General features: G+C 65.3%; 13 protein-coding genes. 9 read left to right on the top strand and 4 right to left on the bottom strand.

The window, feature by feature from the left end; genetic code table 11:
- Nucleotides 1-74: 74 nt before the first annotated feature.
- Nucleotides 75-857, bottom strand: a complete 783-nt coding sequence (locus tag DNX69_RS16180) for a HAMP domain-containing protein (RefSeq protein ID WP_110786975.1) — start codon at nt 855-857, stop codon at nt 75-77.
- Nucleotides 858-1,702: 845 nt separating this feature from the next.
- Between DNX69_RS16180 and DNX69_RS16185 the strand changes: the two genes are divergently transcribed.
- Together DNX69_RS16185 and DNX69_RS16190 are read left to right on the top strand one after the other, a co-directional pair.
- Nucleotides 1,703-2,482, top strand: a complete 780-nt coding sequence (locus tag DNX69_RS16185; protein WP_234826988.1) for a cobalamin B12-binding domain-containing protein — start codon at nt 1,703-1,705, stop codon at nt 2,480-2,482.
- 174 nt (nt 2,483-2,656) lie between these two features.
- A complete protein-coding gene (locus tag DNX69_RS16190; protein WP_110786977.1) occupies nt 2,657-3,742 on the top strand; it encodes a hypothetical protein in 1,086 nt (361 codons plus the stop codon).
- A gap of 27 nt (nt 3,743-3,769) precedes the next feature.
- Here DNX69_RS16190 and DNX69_RS16195 read toward each other — a convergent pair whose 3' ends face one another.
- Together DNX69_RS16195 and DNX69_RS16200 are read right to left on the bottom strand one after the other, a co-directional pair.
- Nucleotides 3,770-5,068 (bottom strand): RuBisCO large subunit C-terminal-like domain-containing protein, encoded by a 1,299-nt coding sequence (locus DNX69_RS16195; protein WP_110786978.1) that lies wholly within the window; start codon nt 5,066-5,068, stop codon nt 3,770-3,772.
- Between the two features lie 100 nt (nt 5,069-5,168).
- Nucleotides 5,169-5,597 (bottom strand): secondary thiamine-phosphate synthase enzyme YjbQ, encoded by a 429-nt coding sequence (locus DNX69_RS16200; RefSeq protein WP_110786979.1) that lies wholly within the window; start codon nt 5,595-5,597, stop codon nt 5,169-5,171.
- A gap of 226 nt (nt 5,598-5,823) precedes the next feature.
- On the opposite strand from DNX69_RS16200, the gene DNX69_RS16205 reads away from it, so the two are divergent.
- Nucleotides 5,824-7,761 carry an acyltransferase family protein gene (locus tag DNX69_RS16205; protein WP_110786980.1) on the top strand — a complete coding sequence of 646 codons (1,938 nt, stop codon included), beginning with the start codon at nt 5,824-5,826 and terminating at the stop codon, nt 7,759-7,761.
- 4 nt (nt 7,762-7,765) lie between these two features.
- Here the strand turns inward: DNX69_RS16205 and DNX69_RS16210 are convergent, their stop codons facing one another.
- Nucleotides 7,766-8,362, bottom strand: coding sequence for a TetR/AcrR family transcriptional regulator (locus tag DNX69_RS16210; protein ID WP_110786981.1), 597 nt, complete (start codon nt 8,360-8,362; stop codon nt 7,766-7,768).
- 269 nt (nt 8,363-8,631) lie between these two features.
- Here DNX69_RS16210 and DNX69_RS16215 point away from each other — a divergent pair, with 269 nt between their 5' ends.
- The 6 genes from DNX69_RS16215 (at nt 8,632) to DNX69_RS16240 (ending at nt 14,416) form a co-directional block, all read left to right on the top strand.
- Nucleotides 8,632-9,204 carry an OsmC family protein gene (locus DNX69_RS16215; protein WP_110786982.1) on the top strand — a complete coding sequence of 191 codons (573 nt, stop codon included), beginning with the start codon at nt 8,632-8,634 and terminating at the stop codon, nt 9,202-9,204.
- Nucleotides 9,205-9,238: 34 nt separating this feature from the next.
- The gene (locus tag DNX69_RS16220) at nt 9,239-10,369 is read left to right on the top strand and encodes an acyl-CoA dehydrogenase family protein (RefSeq protein WP_110786983.1); all 1,131 of its coding nucleotides are present in this window, start codon (nt 9,239-9,241) and stop codon (nt 10,367-10,369) included.
- 129 nt (nt 10,370-10,498) lie between these two features.
- On the top strand, nt 10,499-11,380 hold the full coding sequence (locus tag DNX69_RS16225; RefSeq protein ID WP_110786984.1) for a sulfurtransferase: 882 nt from the start codon (nt 10,499-10,501) through the stop codon (nt 11,378-11,380).
- A 79-nt stretch (nt 11,381-11,459) separates the two neighbouring features.
- Nucleotides 11,460-12,332, top strand: coding sequence for an ABC transporter ATP-binding protein (locus DNX69_RS16230; protein WP_110786985.1), 873 nt, complete (start codon nt 11,460-11,462; stop codon nt 12,330-12,332).
- 12 nt (nt 12,333-12,344) lie between these two features.
- A complete protein-coding gene (locus tag DNX69_RS16235) occupies nt 12,345-13,583 on the top strand; it encodes an ABC transporter substrate-binding protein (RefSeq protein WP_110786986.1) in 1,239 nt (412 codons plus the stop codon).
- Nucleotides 13,580-14,416 carry an ABC transporter permease gene (locus DNX69_RS16240; RefSeq protein WP_110786987.1) on the top strand — a complete coding sequence of 279 codons (837 nt, stop codon included), beginning with the start codon at nt 13,580-13,582 and terminating at the stop codon, nt 14,414-14,416. Before DNX69_RS16235 ends, DNX69_RS16240 begins: the two co-directional genes overlap by 4 nt.
- The last annotated feature ends 107 nt before the right edge of the window (nt 14,417-14,523 follow it).

Genomic DNA, 14,523 nt, shown 5'->3' on the forward strand with positions numbered 1-14,523 from the left:
CAACGCGTGGTCTTGATCATCGCGCCTTCAATAACTCCAGGAGGCGCGTTCAGGGTTGCGAGGCGAGGCGCCGATCAGGCGCGCTTCGGGACGCCCAGGCCGTTGTGTAGCCAGTTGCTCCACGATCGCGATAGCGTCTCGCTGACCGTCCGTCCGTCCGTGAACAGCATCTCGCGGGCATTGCTGACCGCCCCCTTCAGATCCATCCACATTTCCTTGAGATTGGCCAGAATGCCGCTGGTGCCGTCGAGCACGCGATGACTCTTCAGCTTCGCCAGCTCGATCAGCGACTGCTGGATCTTGGCGATCGACCGCGCGATCCGGCCGATTTCATCCGAGCGGCTCAGCGCATGAATGCGAACGCTGGTGTCGCCGGAAGCGAGGCGTTCGACGTCCTTCTCGAGCTCACCGAGCGGCGCCAGCAGGCCGCGCGAAATCCGGGTCCCAACCAGACCGACCACGGCGAACACCACGACACCAGCAAGCAGCAGCATGGTGCGGGCGGCGCCGACACCGTAGTCAGGCGTCGAAGTCACGACCGTCTCGGAGGCCTGAACCACCAGCCCCTGGCCGTCGAACGAGGCAGGCATCACCACGGGTCCGGAATCCTGCTGCATTACCAGCATACCGACAATGCTGCCGTCCGCGGCGCGGACTGGCGACAGTGTCGCACCTCCTTGGCCCACCAGACGGTCCAGCGACGCGACGCGCGCCGTCTGCTTGGCGTGGCTATCGGTCACTTTGTGCAAGACCATTTCCCCAACGCCACCGATGGCGACCGAGGCGAACAGCGTAATTCCCAAGACGAGGATCGAGATCTTCTGGGCTAGGTTTCGGTTGGACAGATCGAATTGCATCGTAGTTCTCCAGCTTTCTTCAATTAGGGGCGGCTTGCCCCCTAAGGTGAACAGCGTGAACAACGCTTTACTTATTAACGTTAACGGTTCGCTAACTCCCGCATGGACCTGTTTCGGACATGCTAAGAAAACGCCTCACGCTGGAACGGTGAACGAGCGACTGGTAACCAGACACTCGTTCGAGAGAATCGCGAATCACCACGAGTCAATTAGCCGTCTAACTCTTTGATTAAACAGGTAGTTGCTCAGTAAGTCACGATCCGTGGAATCAGTTTTGCTCCGATTCGCGCGGCTGTAAATATACAGACAAGTCCGCAATCTCGCTTGACCCAAGACAATGGAGTAAGCGCTGGCTTCACTCCTTAGCGGCAAGTGATTCGAACGGTGTTTGCGTACTAATTCTCAGCACCGCGCTTCGGTATCAGGGTCGCTCTCGAGGTGCGGGAGCCCCAATTCTGAGCGGGCCTTCGCCTCTGAATCCGCCGCAGCTGAACTACACGTCGCGGCGTGAAGCAGGACTGTTTTGGCCCAGGCGGCGTGACCACGACGCCGGGCCCTCACCGGCCTGCCGCGACCCTATGCCGCTATCGCAGGCAGCCTCGCCCCGGTCGCGGGCGTTGCCGCCGCCGGCGAGGCAATTCCCTCCTTTTGATTTAGAGCAAGGACGACCGTGCGATTCCGGGGCTCCCTTCGCAACGCGGCAACGGTGCTGGCAGTTTGTGAACCGGCTCCCAGCCGCACGAGGCGATCCACTCCCTGCTTCCCCTCGGCAGCGGCTACGGTTCCATCGCATTCGTTCAGCTTCGTTTTCCTGTGTTTGAGGGCAACCAGATCGAGTGCATGCCGTGCAGACCGAAAGCATTGTCTCGACTGTTATTCCGCATCTCGTCGTCAAGCACACCGCCAAGACGCGCCCCGCGCAGGATCCGGCGGAAGCACGAGCCGCAGAACTGGCCCGGCTCCTGATCGCGCCGAATCTCACCGACGCGTTCGACCTGATCGACAGATCGCTCGCGCGGGCGTCGTCGCCGACCGCGATGTTCACCGGTCTGTTCGAACCGACCGCCCGCGGCCTCGGCAATCTGTGGAGCGAAGACGCCTGCAGCGAGTTCGAGGTCACCATCGGGCTTTGCCATCTTCAGACAGCGATGCGCCGGATCAGCTTCGATTTGCTGTCGGCGCCGCTCGCTCGCTCGCAGCCGCGCACCGTGCTGTTGGTGTCGCAGCCCGGCGAACCGCATTCATTCTGTGCAGCGCTGCACGCCGAGCTGCTGCGCCAGGCCGGGTGGAATACGGTCTCCGAGTTTCCCGACTCCGATCGCACGTTGTCCGACCTGGTCGCGAGCGGCTGGTTCGACGCTGTCAACATCTCGCTGTCGCCGGCGCTCCGCCGTGAGCATTGGCTGCCACGCATGGCGGAGACCATCCGCAAGATGCGCGCCGCATCGCGCAATCCGGCACTGGCCGTGGTCGCCAGCGGCCGGGTATTCGCCGAGCGCAGCGACGCAGGCGCGCTGGTCGGCGCCGACTCAGCCACGATCTCCTCGGTACAGATCGAACGCTGCCTGATGCGCTCGCTGCTCAACCGCAGTGCACGACCGGCGGCGAACTTCGCCTGGATCTGATCTGCGCCGGGCCTTCCGACATCTCGCGGCCGCTTCGGATACCGAGGCGGCCGTTGCGTTGAGTCGCGCACGAGATCTGTGTTGGCCGGATTGCCAACTCGCCCGACTCGCGCCCCACCGCCATATTCAATTCGTGCGTCAGTGCTATCGGTGATGCCTTCAGAGGGGCTGGTCATGCAATCCGAAACGAAATCCTATCCGTTCGATCACCTGCCGACGATCGACTACGACGCCCACCCGGCCTATGGGCGCGTGATGTCGATGCCGATGCTCGGCGCCCGGCTGAAGGCGATCACGATTTTCGGCTACGGATTCTGTCTCACCACCGCACAGCGGATGATCGATGTCGAGCATCTGCCGCGTCCCGCCGAAACCGGCAACCGCTTCGTCACGACGCTGCGCAGCCTGCCGACCTATTTGCGTCTGATCATGCTGCAGCGGCTCGGCCGGTTCAGCGCCGGCGCGGCCTATGCGCCGAAGACCGAGCGCGGCAGCGCTGTGTTCGCCCCGCTCGCCCGCGACGGCTTCGCCGCCGTGCAGCTCGGGCCCGATAAGATCGTCGAGCTGCGCAATCAGCTCGATGCCGCGTTCAAGACGCTGGAGCATCGCGTTGCGATTCCCGGCGATCCGGATTCGACCCGCGTGGTGATCGATCCGGCCACGGCTCCCGACCTGTACAAATGGTTCAACCAGGTCGCCGCGGATGCCGGCCTCACCGAAGCTGCCAGCGGTTACCTGAAGCGCCCTGTCGGCATCGGTCGGATCACCGCCGAGATGACGGAAGCGCCGAACGGCGCACTGTCCAGCCCGTTCGCCGATGTCAGCGTCGATGCCTCGCCGTGCGATGGCTTCAAGGTCGATACAGGCTACAACGTGCTGAAGATGGTGGTGTATCTCGGTGAGACCGGCACTACAAACGGCCCGCTGACGTATGTGGCAGGCAGCAACCGCGCCGGCCGCCGGTTCTGGGACGCGATGATCCGCCGCGCCAACGACCTGTGCGGACTGTCGTCGACGCTGCCAGCGGCACGCGAGACATTCTACGCATTGCCCGCCGGCCTGCAGCGCAAGGCGGCGTTCGGTGCCGATCTGGTCGCCGACAACAACTTCACCGCCGCGATTGCCGAGAACCAGGTCGCAGTGACCAGTAGCCAGGGCAATGCGGTGATCTACGATCCCGCCGGCATTCACCGCGACGGCGTGCCGAGCCAAGGGCGGCGCAGCGCCGTGATCGTCAGCTTCACCGAACTGCCGCGCTAAGGCGCGGGCAATCGCGGCGGGTGTCGGTCAGCGCCCGCCGAACGTCTGCAGCGCCGCCGCCAGCTCCGGATGGCCGGCAGCGTGATCCGCTACCGGAATGCCTGCCGCGATGGCGTCCCAGGCTTGCCGGATCGATGCTGCGCCGGCGGCCGGGCCCATCGGGTGGCCGAACACGCCGCGGCCGGGCACGAAGCCGAAATCGGCGCTGCCGACCTTGCGATACACAGTCTCCAGCGTCGCAGCGGAGTCGCTGCCGCCCGGCACTGGAAGACACGGCTTGATCGGTCCCATCGGCTCCAGGCAGGCGCGGATGCAATCGAGCACCTCGTGCTCCGGCGTCATCATCCGCGGACCGAAGCCCGGCATGATCACGACGTCGAAGCCGGCCAGCCGCTGCAGCCGCGTCATCACCCGCGAATGGATGCCGTAATTCGCCAGCCGGCTGAACGCGGCGATGAACGGGAAATGCGCCATCAGCGGCACGGTGGCGTGCTTGCGCAGCATCCGCACGGCGGAGAGGCCCACCGGCATCGCGTTGACCAAGAGCGCACCCGCGCCGTTGTTCACTGCGACATCGTGCAGCTCGATCAGGCGATCGACCTCGTCGGTGATGTTGGCGAGATAGATTTTCGGCACGCCGGTCTCGGATGCGGCACGCCGGCAGGCGTCGCCGAGCAGCGCGGCGCGTTCGGCGAGCGGACACCAATCGACGTCCGCCAGCATCTCGTCGTCCTTGGCGATGTCGAGACCGCCGCTCCAGCTCTGATAGCCGAGCTCGGCGAACGGCTGCGGCGGCAGACCGATATTCGGCTTGATCACGCCGAAGAAGATCGGGCGATCGAATGCCTGCAGCCGCTCGCGTAAGCCCGCGATGCCGAACCGCGGGCCATCGAACGCGGCGAGATACGCCTCCGGAAATCGGATGTCCTGCAGCCGGATCAGCGGAATGCCGGGCGAGAAGAACACGCCCTCGCCGCACACCGCCGACAACAGGTTCGGAATCTTGGCGCCGAAATTGCCGTGCGGATGCGCGATGGTGACGCGGCAGGCATGCACCGGGCCGCGCGCCGCGCACTCGACCGGAATGCTGAAGCCCGACGGGCGCGGCGCGACCGACAGCTCCAGAACCTTGGCGGCGAAGCGCGGCCGGAAATCTTCATCGAAGCCGACCCGCCGCCACTGCGCGGTCGACTGCTCGCTGCACAGATGCGCCGCCGCTTCGCGCGGATCGCCGGCGCATTCGAAATCGAAATCGAGCTCGATGTAATTGTCGAGGTCGAGATCCGCGCGCTTGGCGTAGAAGCCTGCGATGTCGTCCGGCGTCATGGCTGATGACCTGTTTGGTGATACCGCTGCGGTCATACGCGGGCGCAGCTCGCGTATCCATCCGTAGCACCCCGTTCTTTCGGTGGAGGCGCGGTCGCGACTAGCCCTGACCGATGATCTGCAATTCGACGCCGCGGCGCTCGCGCGGACCGTCGAGCTCGATGAAGAACACCGATTGCCATTCGCCGAGCACCATCGCGCCTTTGGCGACCGGGATCGTCTCCGACGAATTCATGAACAGCCCGATCAGATGCGAGTGTGCGTTGTCGCGGCCGTCGACCGGATCGAGATTGTGCAGATAGTCGCCGTCACGCGGCACGAACCGCTTCAGGAAGGTCAGCATGTCGCGCTCGAGCTTTTCCTCGCGCTCGTTGACGTTGATCCGCGCCGTGGTGTGCAGGCAGCTCACTGTGATCAGACCATCCTTGACGCCGCTCGAGGTGACGAAGCGGCGGACCTGATCGGTGATGTCGATCAACTGGATTGAAGCCGTGGTGGCGAGTTCGATGCGGTGACGTTGAATCTGCATGGCGTCGTCCTGACTGGAACCAATTCGAGTGTTAGCCCGGCCACCACGATGGGGCAACGCACTGCGATTCCTGCAGAGAAGACCTGCGACGAATTCGCAACGACCGACCCGTAACTTGACAGCTCCGGACCACTTCGCGATGACGCCGGGCTCGCATCGGTCCGCTCTGACCGCACACGCCGCGCTCAAATCGACTGAATTGCTCTTCCCAGGACGATAGTTCCCAATGAGACCTGCCTATCGCAGCGATATCGATGGCCTGCGCGCAATCGCAGTTCTGCTGGTGGTTGGGTTCCACGCCTTCCCTGCGGCGGTTCGTGGTGGTTTCATCGGCGTCGACGTGTTTTTCGTGATCTCGGGATTCCTGATCACGTCGATCGTCTGCCAGGCGCTCGACCGCGGCGACTTCAGCTTCGCGACCTTCTATGCGCGCCGCATCAACCGGATTTTCCCGGCGCTGCTGCTGGTGCTCGCGGCGTGCGCGATCGGCGGCTGGTTTCTGCTGTTTCCGGTCGATTATCGCGACGCCGGCAAAGCGATCGGCTTCGGCGCCGCGTTCCTGGCCAACATCGCGCTGCTGCATGACGCCGGCTATTTCGACACCGCGTCCGAACTGAACCCGCTGCTGCATCTATGGTCGCTCGGCGTCGAGGAGCAGTTCTATCTGCTGTGGCCGCCGGTGATCGTTCTGGCGTGGCGCTGGAAGAACGGCGCCGTGGTGGCGGCGGTGGCGATCCTGCTGGCATCCTTCGCGACCAATCTGCTGCTGACGCCGACACACCCGACCGCCGCGTTCTACCTGCCGGTGACGCGGTTCTGGGAACTGATGACCGGCTGCCTGCTGGCGATCGCCACGGCGAACCGCATGGCGCCATTCGCGCAGCACGCCGTCACGTTGCGCAATATCGGCGCGATCGCTGGCCTCGCGCTGATCGCAACCGGCGCTGCCCTGATTGACCGCAGCCGCGCCTTTCCGGGTTGGTGGGCCGTGCTACCGGTGCTCGGTGCTGCACTGCTGATCGCAGCGGGTCCGGACACCTGGATCGGACGGCGGCTGCTCGGCAACCGCGCGATGGTCTATGTCGGGCTGATCAGCTACCCGCTGTATCTGTGGCATTGGCCGGTGCTGGCCGCGATCCGGATCGCGCGGCTCGGCGAGGAGCCGCCGCCGCTGATGAAGCTGATCGCGGTGGCGGTGGCGTTCGGACTTGCCGACTTCACCTATCGGTTCGTCGAGCCCAAGATCCGCTATCGGCCGACCCGGGCGAAAACCGCCGCGGCCTTCGCCGGCGTCGCGATGGTCGGCCTAATCGGGGCCGGCATTTACCTGGCTGACGGCGTTCCGTCGCGCTTTGGCGCCAGCGTGCAGATCGTCACCCGCGACCATCAGGCCGAGGCGATGCCGGCATACCGGCTGGCAAGCTGCTTCCTTGGGTCAGGCTCGAGCTTCGCGCCCGACTGTGACGATGCAGCTTCGCCTAGCCTGCCGCGGATCGCACTGTGGGGCGACTCGCACGCCGCGCATCTTTATCCCGGCTTGCGTGCCTTGCAGCAAAGCGATGGCGGCTTCAGCCTCTCGCAATACACCACCGCGGGCTGCCCACCGATCTTCGGTTACGTCAGCACGCAGACGCCGGGCTGCACGGCCGCCAACGACAATGCGCGCGAACGCCTGAAGGCGCTGAAGCCGGACACCGTCGTCCTGGTGGCCCGGCAGTGGCACGATTACGACGGTCCCGACCGTGATCCCGCGGCGATCGACACCATGATCAAGGCAACGCTCGCCGAACTGCGCAGCATTGGCGTCCGGCGAATCGTGGTGGTCGGCAAGTTTCCGAGCTGGCGAACGCCGCCGAAGCGCGTTCTCGCTCAGGCCTACCGCGCCGAGGCCGCCGGCCTGATCACCGCGGCCGAGATTCCCACACGAGACGGCCCGCCGCGATTGGACCGCTCGGAAGCAGACGCCAACGAGCGGCTGCGCGGGTTCTTCACCGCGCAGGGCGCCGAGTTCATTTCGCCGACACCGGTCTATTGCAACGATCAGGGCTGCCTGCTCGCCGTGCCCGGCGACGGCGCGCCGGTGACGTTCGACGGCAGCCATCTCACCATCGCGTCGTCGCAGTTTTTCGTGAAGAAAGTGGCGAAGGAGCTGCTCGGCCGCTGATCGGTCAGGCGGGCAGAACCGCCGCACAGGCGCGCCCGGCGACGTCGGCGGCGGATGGATCGCGGGTCACCAGCGCCATCACGATCGCGCCGTCGATGACCAGGCCGAGGGTATGGGCGACCTCGGTCGGCTGCTCGATGCCGGCCTCGGCGCAGAGCGCCGTGAGACGATCGAGCACGATGGTCTTGTGCGCGATCGCCAGACTTCGCATCCGGTCGTCGTTCTTGTCGGACTCGCCGACCGCATTGATGAACGGGCAGCCGTAGAAGTCGCCGCGGGTGAACCACTCTTTCAGCGCAGGACCAATCCGCCCCAGCCGCTCGCGTGCAGTGCCGCCGGGCCCGTCGATCGACTCCAGAAACCACGCGCGCCAGCTCTGACCTTCACGTTCTAGCACGGCTTCGACCAGGCCGTCCTTGGAGCCGAACAGCTTGTACAGCGTCGTCTTGGCTGTGCCGGCCTGCTCGATGATGGCGTCGACGCCGACCGAGTTGATGCCGTAGCGGCAGAACAGACTGCGGGCGCTGTCGATCAGCCGGTCGCGTGGCGACAGCTTCGCCTCACGGGCGACATCGATCACGAGGTTCGCTGCGTCTGCCATGCTTGGCACATATCGCGACATTCGGGATTCCGCAATCGAGGAAACCTAATGGTCTGTTCACAGCGGAACTTTTGCCGCGCAAGCGGGCAATTGCCGCGGCGCGTGAACGGAAATGTGGCGCGCTCAAAGATTGAGCTCCGGGTCCAGATACCACCGTCATTGAAACTGCTCGGGTTTTTGTGAAGCGGGAATCTGGCACGCTTCGTGCTGATACAGAACGGTCTGTAGCTAATAGCGCTGCCGACCGAATGGCAGCCAGAGGAGATCCCATGACAAAAGCCGCCACCGCCGTGACCGCCTGCCTGACCCCCGATAGCCCGACCGCCCTGACCGGCTGCCTCGCACCGATCGACAAGGCCGGCCTCGACGATCTGATCGCCAAGGGCAAGGCCGACCCGACGGTGATCAAGACGCTGAAGTGCAAGACCATCGCCGAAGGCCGCTTCCGCCACCTCAACTTCATCCGCACCCTGCCGCCCTACATCGTCGACGAGCCGCCGGGCCTGCTCGGCGACGACACCGCGCCGAATCCGTCCGAAGCCTCGCTTGCCGCGCTCGGCTCCTGCCTCGCGGTCGGCATCCATGCCAACGCGGTGGCCCGCGGCATCACCGTCTACAAGCTCGAGATCGAGCTCGAAGGTGACCTCAACATCACCGGCGTCTGGGGCACCGGCGACCTGTCGGAGAAGCCGGTAGGCTTCACCGACGTGCGCGCCAAGGTGAGCTTCGAAGCCGACCGGCCGCGCGAAGAGCTGGAAGCGCTGGTCGCGCATGCGCGGCTGTGGTCGCCGGTCGCCAACACCTTCTCCCGCCCGGTCAATCTCGACGTCGCGATGGCCTGACCGACCAGCCCCTTCAAAACGGACGAGAACAACGATGTTGGATGTCCAGTCAGTGAGCAAAGGCGACGGCACGGTGCTTCCCGGCGCCGAAGTCGTCGAGGCGGTGCGTGCGCTCGCGGCACGCGAACTGCCCTCGCTGGTCAACACCATCGACGTCGACGGCCACTACCCGGAGCAACAGATGCGCGCCTTCGGGCGCCTCGGCGCCTATGCGCACCATCTGCCGGGCATGAGCCCGAACATCGATCTGATGACCGCGATCAACGCGATGGCGGCGGCCGGCGAACACTGCCTGTCGACGTCATTCTGCATGTGGTGCCAGGACGCACTGGGTTGGTACATCTACGCGTCCGACAATCAGCATCTGCGGACCAGCGTCGGCCCGCAGATCGCCACCGGCGCGGCGCTCGGCGGCACCGCGCTGTCGAACCCGATGAAGTCGCTGTTCGGAATCGAACCGATGCGGCTGAAAGGCCGCCGCGGTGACGGCGGCTATGTCGTCAAGGGCCTGCTGCCCTACGTTTCCAATCTCGGCGCCGATCATTACTTCGGCGCGATCTTCGAGGTCGAGGACGGCGGCAGCACCCGCAACGTGATGGCGGTGATTCCTTGCAACGCGGAGGGCGTGAGCCTCGCCGACAATGCCAAGTTCACCGCGCTCGACGGCACCCGCACCTTCGCGGTGCAGATGCGCGACGTGGTGGTGCCCGAAGCCTGGGTGCTGGCCGATCCGGTCGATCCGTTCATCAAGCGGATTCGCGCCGGCTTCATCCTGCTGCAGGCCGGCATGGCGTTCGGCCTGATCCGCGATTGCCTGCGGCTGATCCAGCAGACCAAGGGACCGCTCGGCCACGTCAACAAATATCTCGACGTGCAGCCCGAGCCGATCGCCGAACAGCTTGAAGCGATGGAGGTGGAGGTCGCGCGCCTCGCCGCCACGCCGTTCGAGGACGACCTCGGCTATTGGCGCGCGGTGATCGAGGCGCGCCTCGCCGCCGGCGATGCCTCGGTCGCCGCGGCACATGCGGCGATGCTGCATTGTGGCGCCCGCGGCTATGTGGCCGGCGCCGCCGCGCAGCGGCGGCTGCGCGAGGCTTACTTCGTCGCCATCGTCACCCCGGCCACCAAGCAACTGCGCAAGATGCTCGCGGACATGGCGCACTAGCCCGCGACGATAGACCGACGCGGCCGCGATCCGTCGCGGTCGCTCTTCATAAGCTCGGCCCCAGGGAACCGCCCTGGGCGATAGGCCAGACCAAACGTCTTGCAACAACAACGAGCACTGGAGCGACACATGACCGACAAAGTTCTCGTCACGCCTGCCGAACTTTCCGAGATGATCGCCGCGGGCGGCACCATGGTGATCGACACTCGCGATCCGGCGACCTATGCGGCCGGGCACATTCCCGGCGCCGTCAACATCCACGACATCTTCACCTATCTGGCGACCTCGACGCCCGACGGCGTCGCCGAGATGCGCGACAAGTTCGCGGCAATCTTCGGCGCCGCCGGCCTGTCCGGCGAAGAAACCGCGGTGATCACCGAGCAGTCGATGAACACCGGCTTTGGCCAGTCGTGTCGCGGCTATGTGCTGCTGAAATATCTCGGCTATCCGAAAGTGCAGATCCTGCATGGAGGCTACGTCGCTTGGACGGCCGCGAGCCTACCGACTACGATCGAGGTACCGACGCCGGCACCCAAGACCTTCAAGGTCGATCCGGCCGCCGCATCGATCCTGGTCGATCTCGAAGGCATGAAGGCCGCGGTCGGCGATTCCAGCAAGGTCAAGCTCGATACCCGCGACGTCGACGAATGGGTCGGCGAAAGCTCCTCGCCCTACGGCAAGGATTTCTGCCCGCGCAAAGGCCGCATCCCCGGCGCGGTGTGGATCGAGTGGTACCGGATGATGAAGCCGTCGCCGGCGGGTCCGATGTTCAAATCGCCGAGCGAGATCCTCGCGGAATGCGCAACGGTCGGCATCACCCCGGACACACCTGTCGTCCTGTACTGCTTCAAGGGTGCCCGCGCCTCCAACACGCTGGTGGCGCTGAAGGAAGCCGGCATCAAGGACGTCAGCCTGTATTTCGGATCCTGGAACGAATGGTCGCGCGATCCGTCGCTGCCGATCGAGCAGGGCCCGCCCTATGCGGCGCAGCCGCTGATGGCGGCTGAGTAATCGAGCCTTGGTACCGGCCGCGGCTGTGGCCGGTACCCTCCCTTCCCGATCTGCACGATACGAAGGAGCAGCGGCCCGCATGCCTGCATATCACTCGAAGAAATCATGGCCGGGCGCGCATATCGCGATCCAGGGCGTCAACCATCGCTACCGCCGCTCCAGCAGCAACGTCCTCAGCAGTATCGATCTCGAAATCAAGCCGTGCGAGCAGCTCGCACTGGTCGGTCGCTCCGGCTGCGGAAAGTCGACGTTGCTGCACATCATCTCCGGTCTGACCAAACCCACCACCGGCGAGATCCGGATCGACGGCGCGCTGGTCGAAGGTCCGTCGCCGCATTGGATCGTGATGTTCCAGCAGCCCAATCTGTATCCGTGGATGAGCGTGGCGCAGAACGTCGGACTCGGCATGAAGTTCGCCGGCCGTTCGAAGAAAGAGATCGCCGCGCGCGTCGATGAATTGCTGCATCTCGTCGAGCTCGACGGCTACGCGGGCCGCAACGCGCAGGAATTGTCGGGCGGCCAGCAGCAGCGTGTCGCGCTGGCGCGGTCGCTCGCCGTCGACCCCGAAGTGCTGCTGCTCGACGAGCCGTTCTCCGCGCTCGACGCCGTCACCCGACGCGCGCTGCAGCGCGACGTCCGCCGCATCGCCGAAGAGATGAAGATCACGCTGGTGATCGTCACCCACGACATCCCGGAAGCTGTGGCGATGGCCGACCGCGCGGTGGTGATGGCCTCCGATCCCGGACGGATCGCCGAGATGGTCATGGTCGAGATCGACCGCCGCGATCCTGATCCCGAACGCCGCGCCGCCAGCGTCGCTGCCGCCCAGGCGAACCTGCAGGCCGCATTCGAGCGCGCTACCGGCCGCGCGCTGCACGGCGGCGCAAGCCCAGCCGTTTCCGAAACCCCTCGCCCCGAATCGCTGAAGATCGTCGCCGCCGGCGCCCGCTAACAGGAGAACACCATGTGCATCAATTGCGGAGATGACGTCGTCCACTCCGAAGACGATCGCTTTCGGATCACCCGGCGGCAGACGCTCGACATGCTGGCCGCGGGCGGGCTCGCCGCGCTCGGTACGATGCTCGGCGGCTTCGGCCAAGCCGCGCGTGCGGCCGACGACGACGTGGTGCGGATCGGTTATCTGCCGATCACCGACGCCACCGCGCTCTTGGTGGCGCACGGCATGGGTTACTTCAAGGACGAAGGGCTCGAGGCCGAGCGTCCGACGCTGATCCGCGGCTGGTCGCCGCTGGTGGAGAGTTTCGCCGCCGGCAAGTTCAACCTGGTGCATCTGCTCAAACCGATCCCGGTGTGGATGCGCTACAACAACAACTTCCCGGTCAAGATCATGGCCTGGGCGCACACCAACGGCTCCGGCCTCGTGGTCGGCAAGGAGACCTGCATCGAATCGTTCAAGGACCTCGGCGGCAAGCAGGTCGCGGTGCCGTTCTGGTACTCGATGCACAACATCGTGTTGCAATACGCGCTACGCAAATCCGGCATCAAGCCGGTGATCAAGGGACAGGGCGAAGCGCTCGCCGCCGATGAATGCAATCTGCAGGTGATGGCGCCGCCCGACATGCCGCCGGCGCTGGCCGCCAAGAAGATCGACGCCTACATCGTCGCAGAGCCGTTCAACGCGCTCGGCGAAATCAAGGCCGGCGGCCGGATGCTGCGTTTCACCGGCGACATCTGGAAGAACCACCCCTGTTGCGTGCTGTGCATGAACGAGGAGGTGACGAAGAAGAAGCCGGAATGGACCCAGAAGGTGATGAACGCACTGGTCCGCGCCGAGATCTACGCCAGCGCCAACAAGAAGGAAGTCGCCAAGCTGCTGTCGAAGGACGGCGAGGGCTACCTGCCGCTGCCCGCGCCGGTGATCGAGCGGGCGATGACCTATTACGACGACAAGGCCTATGGCGAGACCCACGCCATCACCCACCCCGAGTGGAAGCTCGGCCGGATCGATTTCCAGCCCTGGCCGTATCCGTCGGCCACCAAGCTGATCGTCGAGTCGATGAACGACACCGTCGTCTCCGGCGACACCACCTTCCTGAAGAAGCTGGACCCGGAATTCGTCGCCAAGGATCTGGTCGACTACGACTTCGTCAAGGCGGCGATGCTGAAGTATCCGGACTGGAAGAATTCACCGAGCGTCGATCCGGCCGATCCGTTCACCCGAACCGAGGTGCTGGCGCTGTGAGTCTCGACCTGACCCTCGACGATACGACGGCTGTCACGCCGTCGCTGAGAACGGGTAGACAGCTCGTCGGTCCGGCGCGCAGCTTCGGCTATGTGCTGCTCGGCATCGCTGCGCTGCTCGCGGTGTGGTGGATCGGCGGAGCGATCATCGCCGCCAATCCTCGCACGGCCAGCTTCGCCGATTTCGCTCCGCTGCCGACGTTTCAGCGGCTGTGGTCGATGCTGCTCTCCGGCGAGGCGATCAAGATGGCGCTGCCGAGCCTGGCGCGGATCGGCGGCGGGCTCGCCTGGGCGATCGTGCTCGGCGTGCCGCTCGGAATCCTGGTCGGCCGGTTCAAGGGCATGCGCCAGGCCAGTTCGGTGCCGTTCCAATTCCTGCGGATGATCTCGCCGCTGGCCTGGATGCCGATCGCCGTGATGGCGTTTTCGAGCTGGAACGGCGCGATCGTGTTTCTTATCGGCGTCGCGGCGATCTGGCCGATCCTGTTCTCGACCGCGCACGGCTTCCGGCGGATCGATCCGGCCTGGTTCAAGGTCGCGCGCAATCTCGGCGCCCGGCCCTGGCACATGCTGTTCACCATCATCGTGCCGGCAATCATGCAGGATTCGCTGGCCGGCATCCGCCTCGCCGTCGGCGTCGCCTGGATCGTGCTGGTGCCGGCCGAATTCCTCGGCGTCACCTCCGGGCTCGGCTACGCCATCAACGACGCCCGCGACACGCTCGAATACGACCGGCTCGCCGCCACCGTGGTGATCATCGGCCTGATCGGCTTCACCCTCGACTTCCTGTGCGAACGCGCCGTCCGGCGGGCGAGTTGGGCGCGGGAGGAGTGATCGGGATCGGTCGTGCGGCATCCCGCAAGGCCACCAGTTGTCGCCGGGTCCTGCGCCGGCGATGCAGCGGGCTCCGCGCGGCGTCATCCCGTGCGGGGCCCGCTTTC

Source organism: Rhodopseudomonas palustris, assembly GCF_003226555.1.
Lineage (GTDB): Bacteria > Pseudomonadota > Alphaproteobacteria > Rhizobiales > Xanthobacteraceae > Rhodopseudomonas > Rhodopseudomonas palustris_I.

Coding starts and splice junctions, on each gene's coding strand:
- DNX69_RS16215 (WP_110786982.1), top strand. CDS start 8,632: ATGACAAAAGCCGCCACCGCCGTGACCGCCTGCCTGACCCCCGATAGC.
- DNX69_RS16195 (WP_110786978.1), bottom strand. CDS start 5,068: ATGACGCCGGACGACATCGCAGGCTTCTACGCCAAGCGCGCGGATCTC.
- DNX69_RS16230 (WP_110786985.1), top strand. CDS start 11,460: ATGCCTGCATATCACTCGAAGAAATCATGGCCGGGCGCGCATATCGCG.
- DNX69_RS16180 (WP_110786975.1), bottom strand. CDS start 857: ATGCAATTCGATCTGTCCAACCGAAACCTAGCCCAGAAGATCTCGATC.
- DNX69_RS16225 (WP_110786984.1), top strand. CDS start 10,499: ATGACCGACAAAGTTCTCGTCACGCCTGCCGAACTTTCCGAGATGATC.
- DNX69_RS16210 (WP_110786981.1), bottom strand. CDS start 8,362: ATGGCAGACGCAGCGAACCTCGTGATCGATGTCGCCCGTGAGGCGAAG.
- DNX69_RS16200 (WP_110786979.1), bottom strand. CDS start 5,597: ATGCAGATTCAACGTCACCGCATCGAACTCGCCACCACGGCTTCAATC.
- DNX69_RS16220 (WP_110786983.1), top strand. CDS start 9,239: ATGTTGGATGTCCAGTCAGTGAGCAAAGGCGACGGCACGGTGCTTCCC.
- DNX69_RS16190 (WP_110786977.1), top strand. CDS start 2,657: ATGCAATCCGAAACGAAATCCTATCCGTTCGATCACCTGCCGACGATC.
- DNX69_RS16205 (WP_110786980.1), top strand. CDS start 5,824: ATGAGACCTGCCTATCGCAGCGATATCGATGGCCTGCGCGCAATCGCA.
- DNX69_RS16235 (WP_110786986.1), top strand. CDS start 12,345: ATGTGCATCAATTGCGGAGATGACGTCGTCCACTCCGAAGACGATCGC.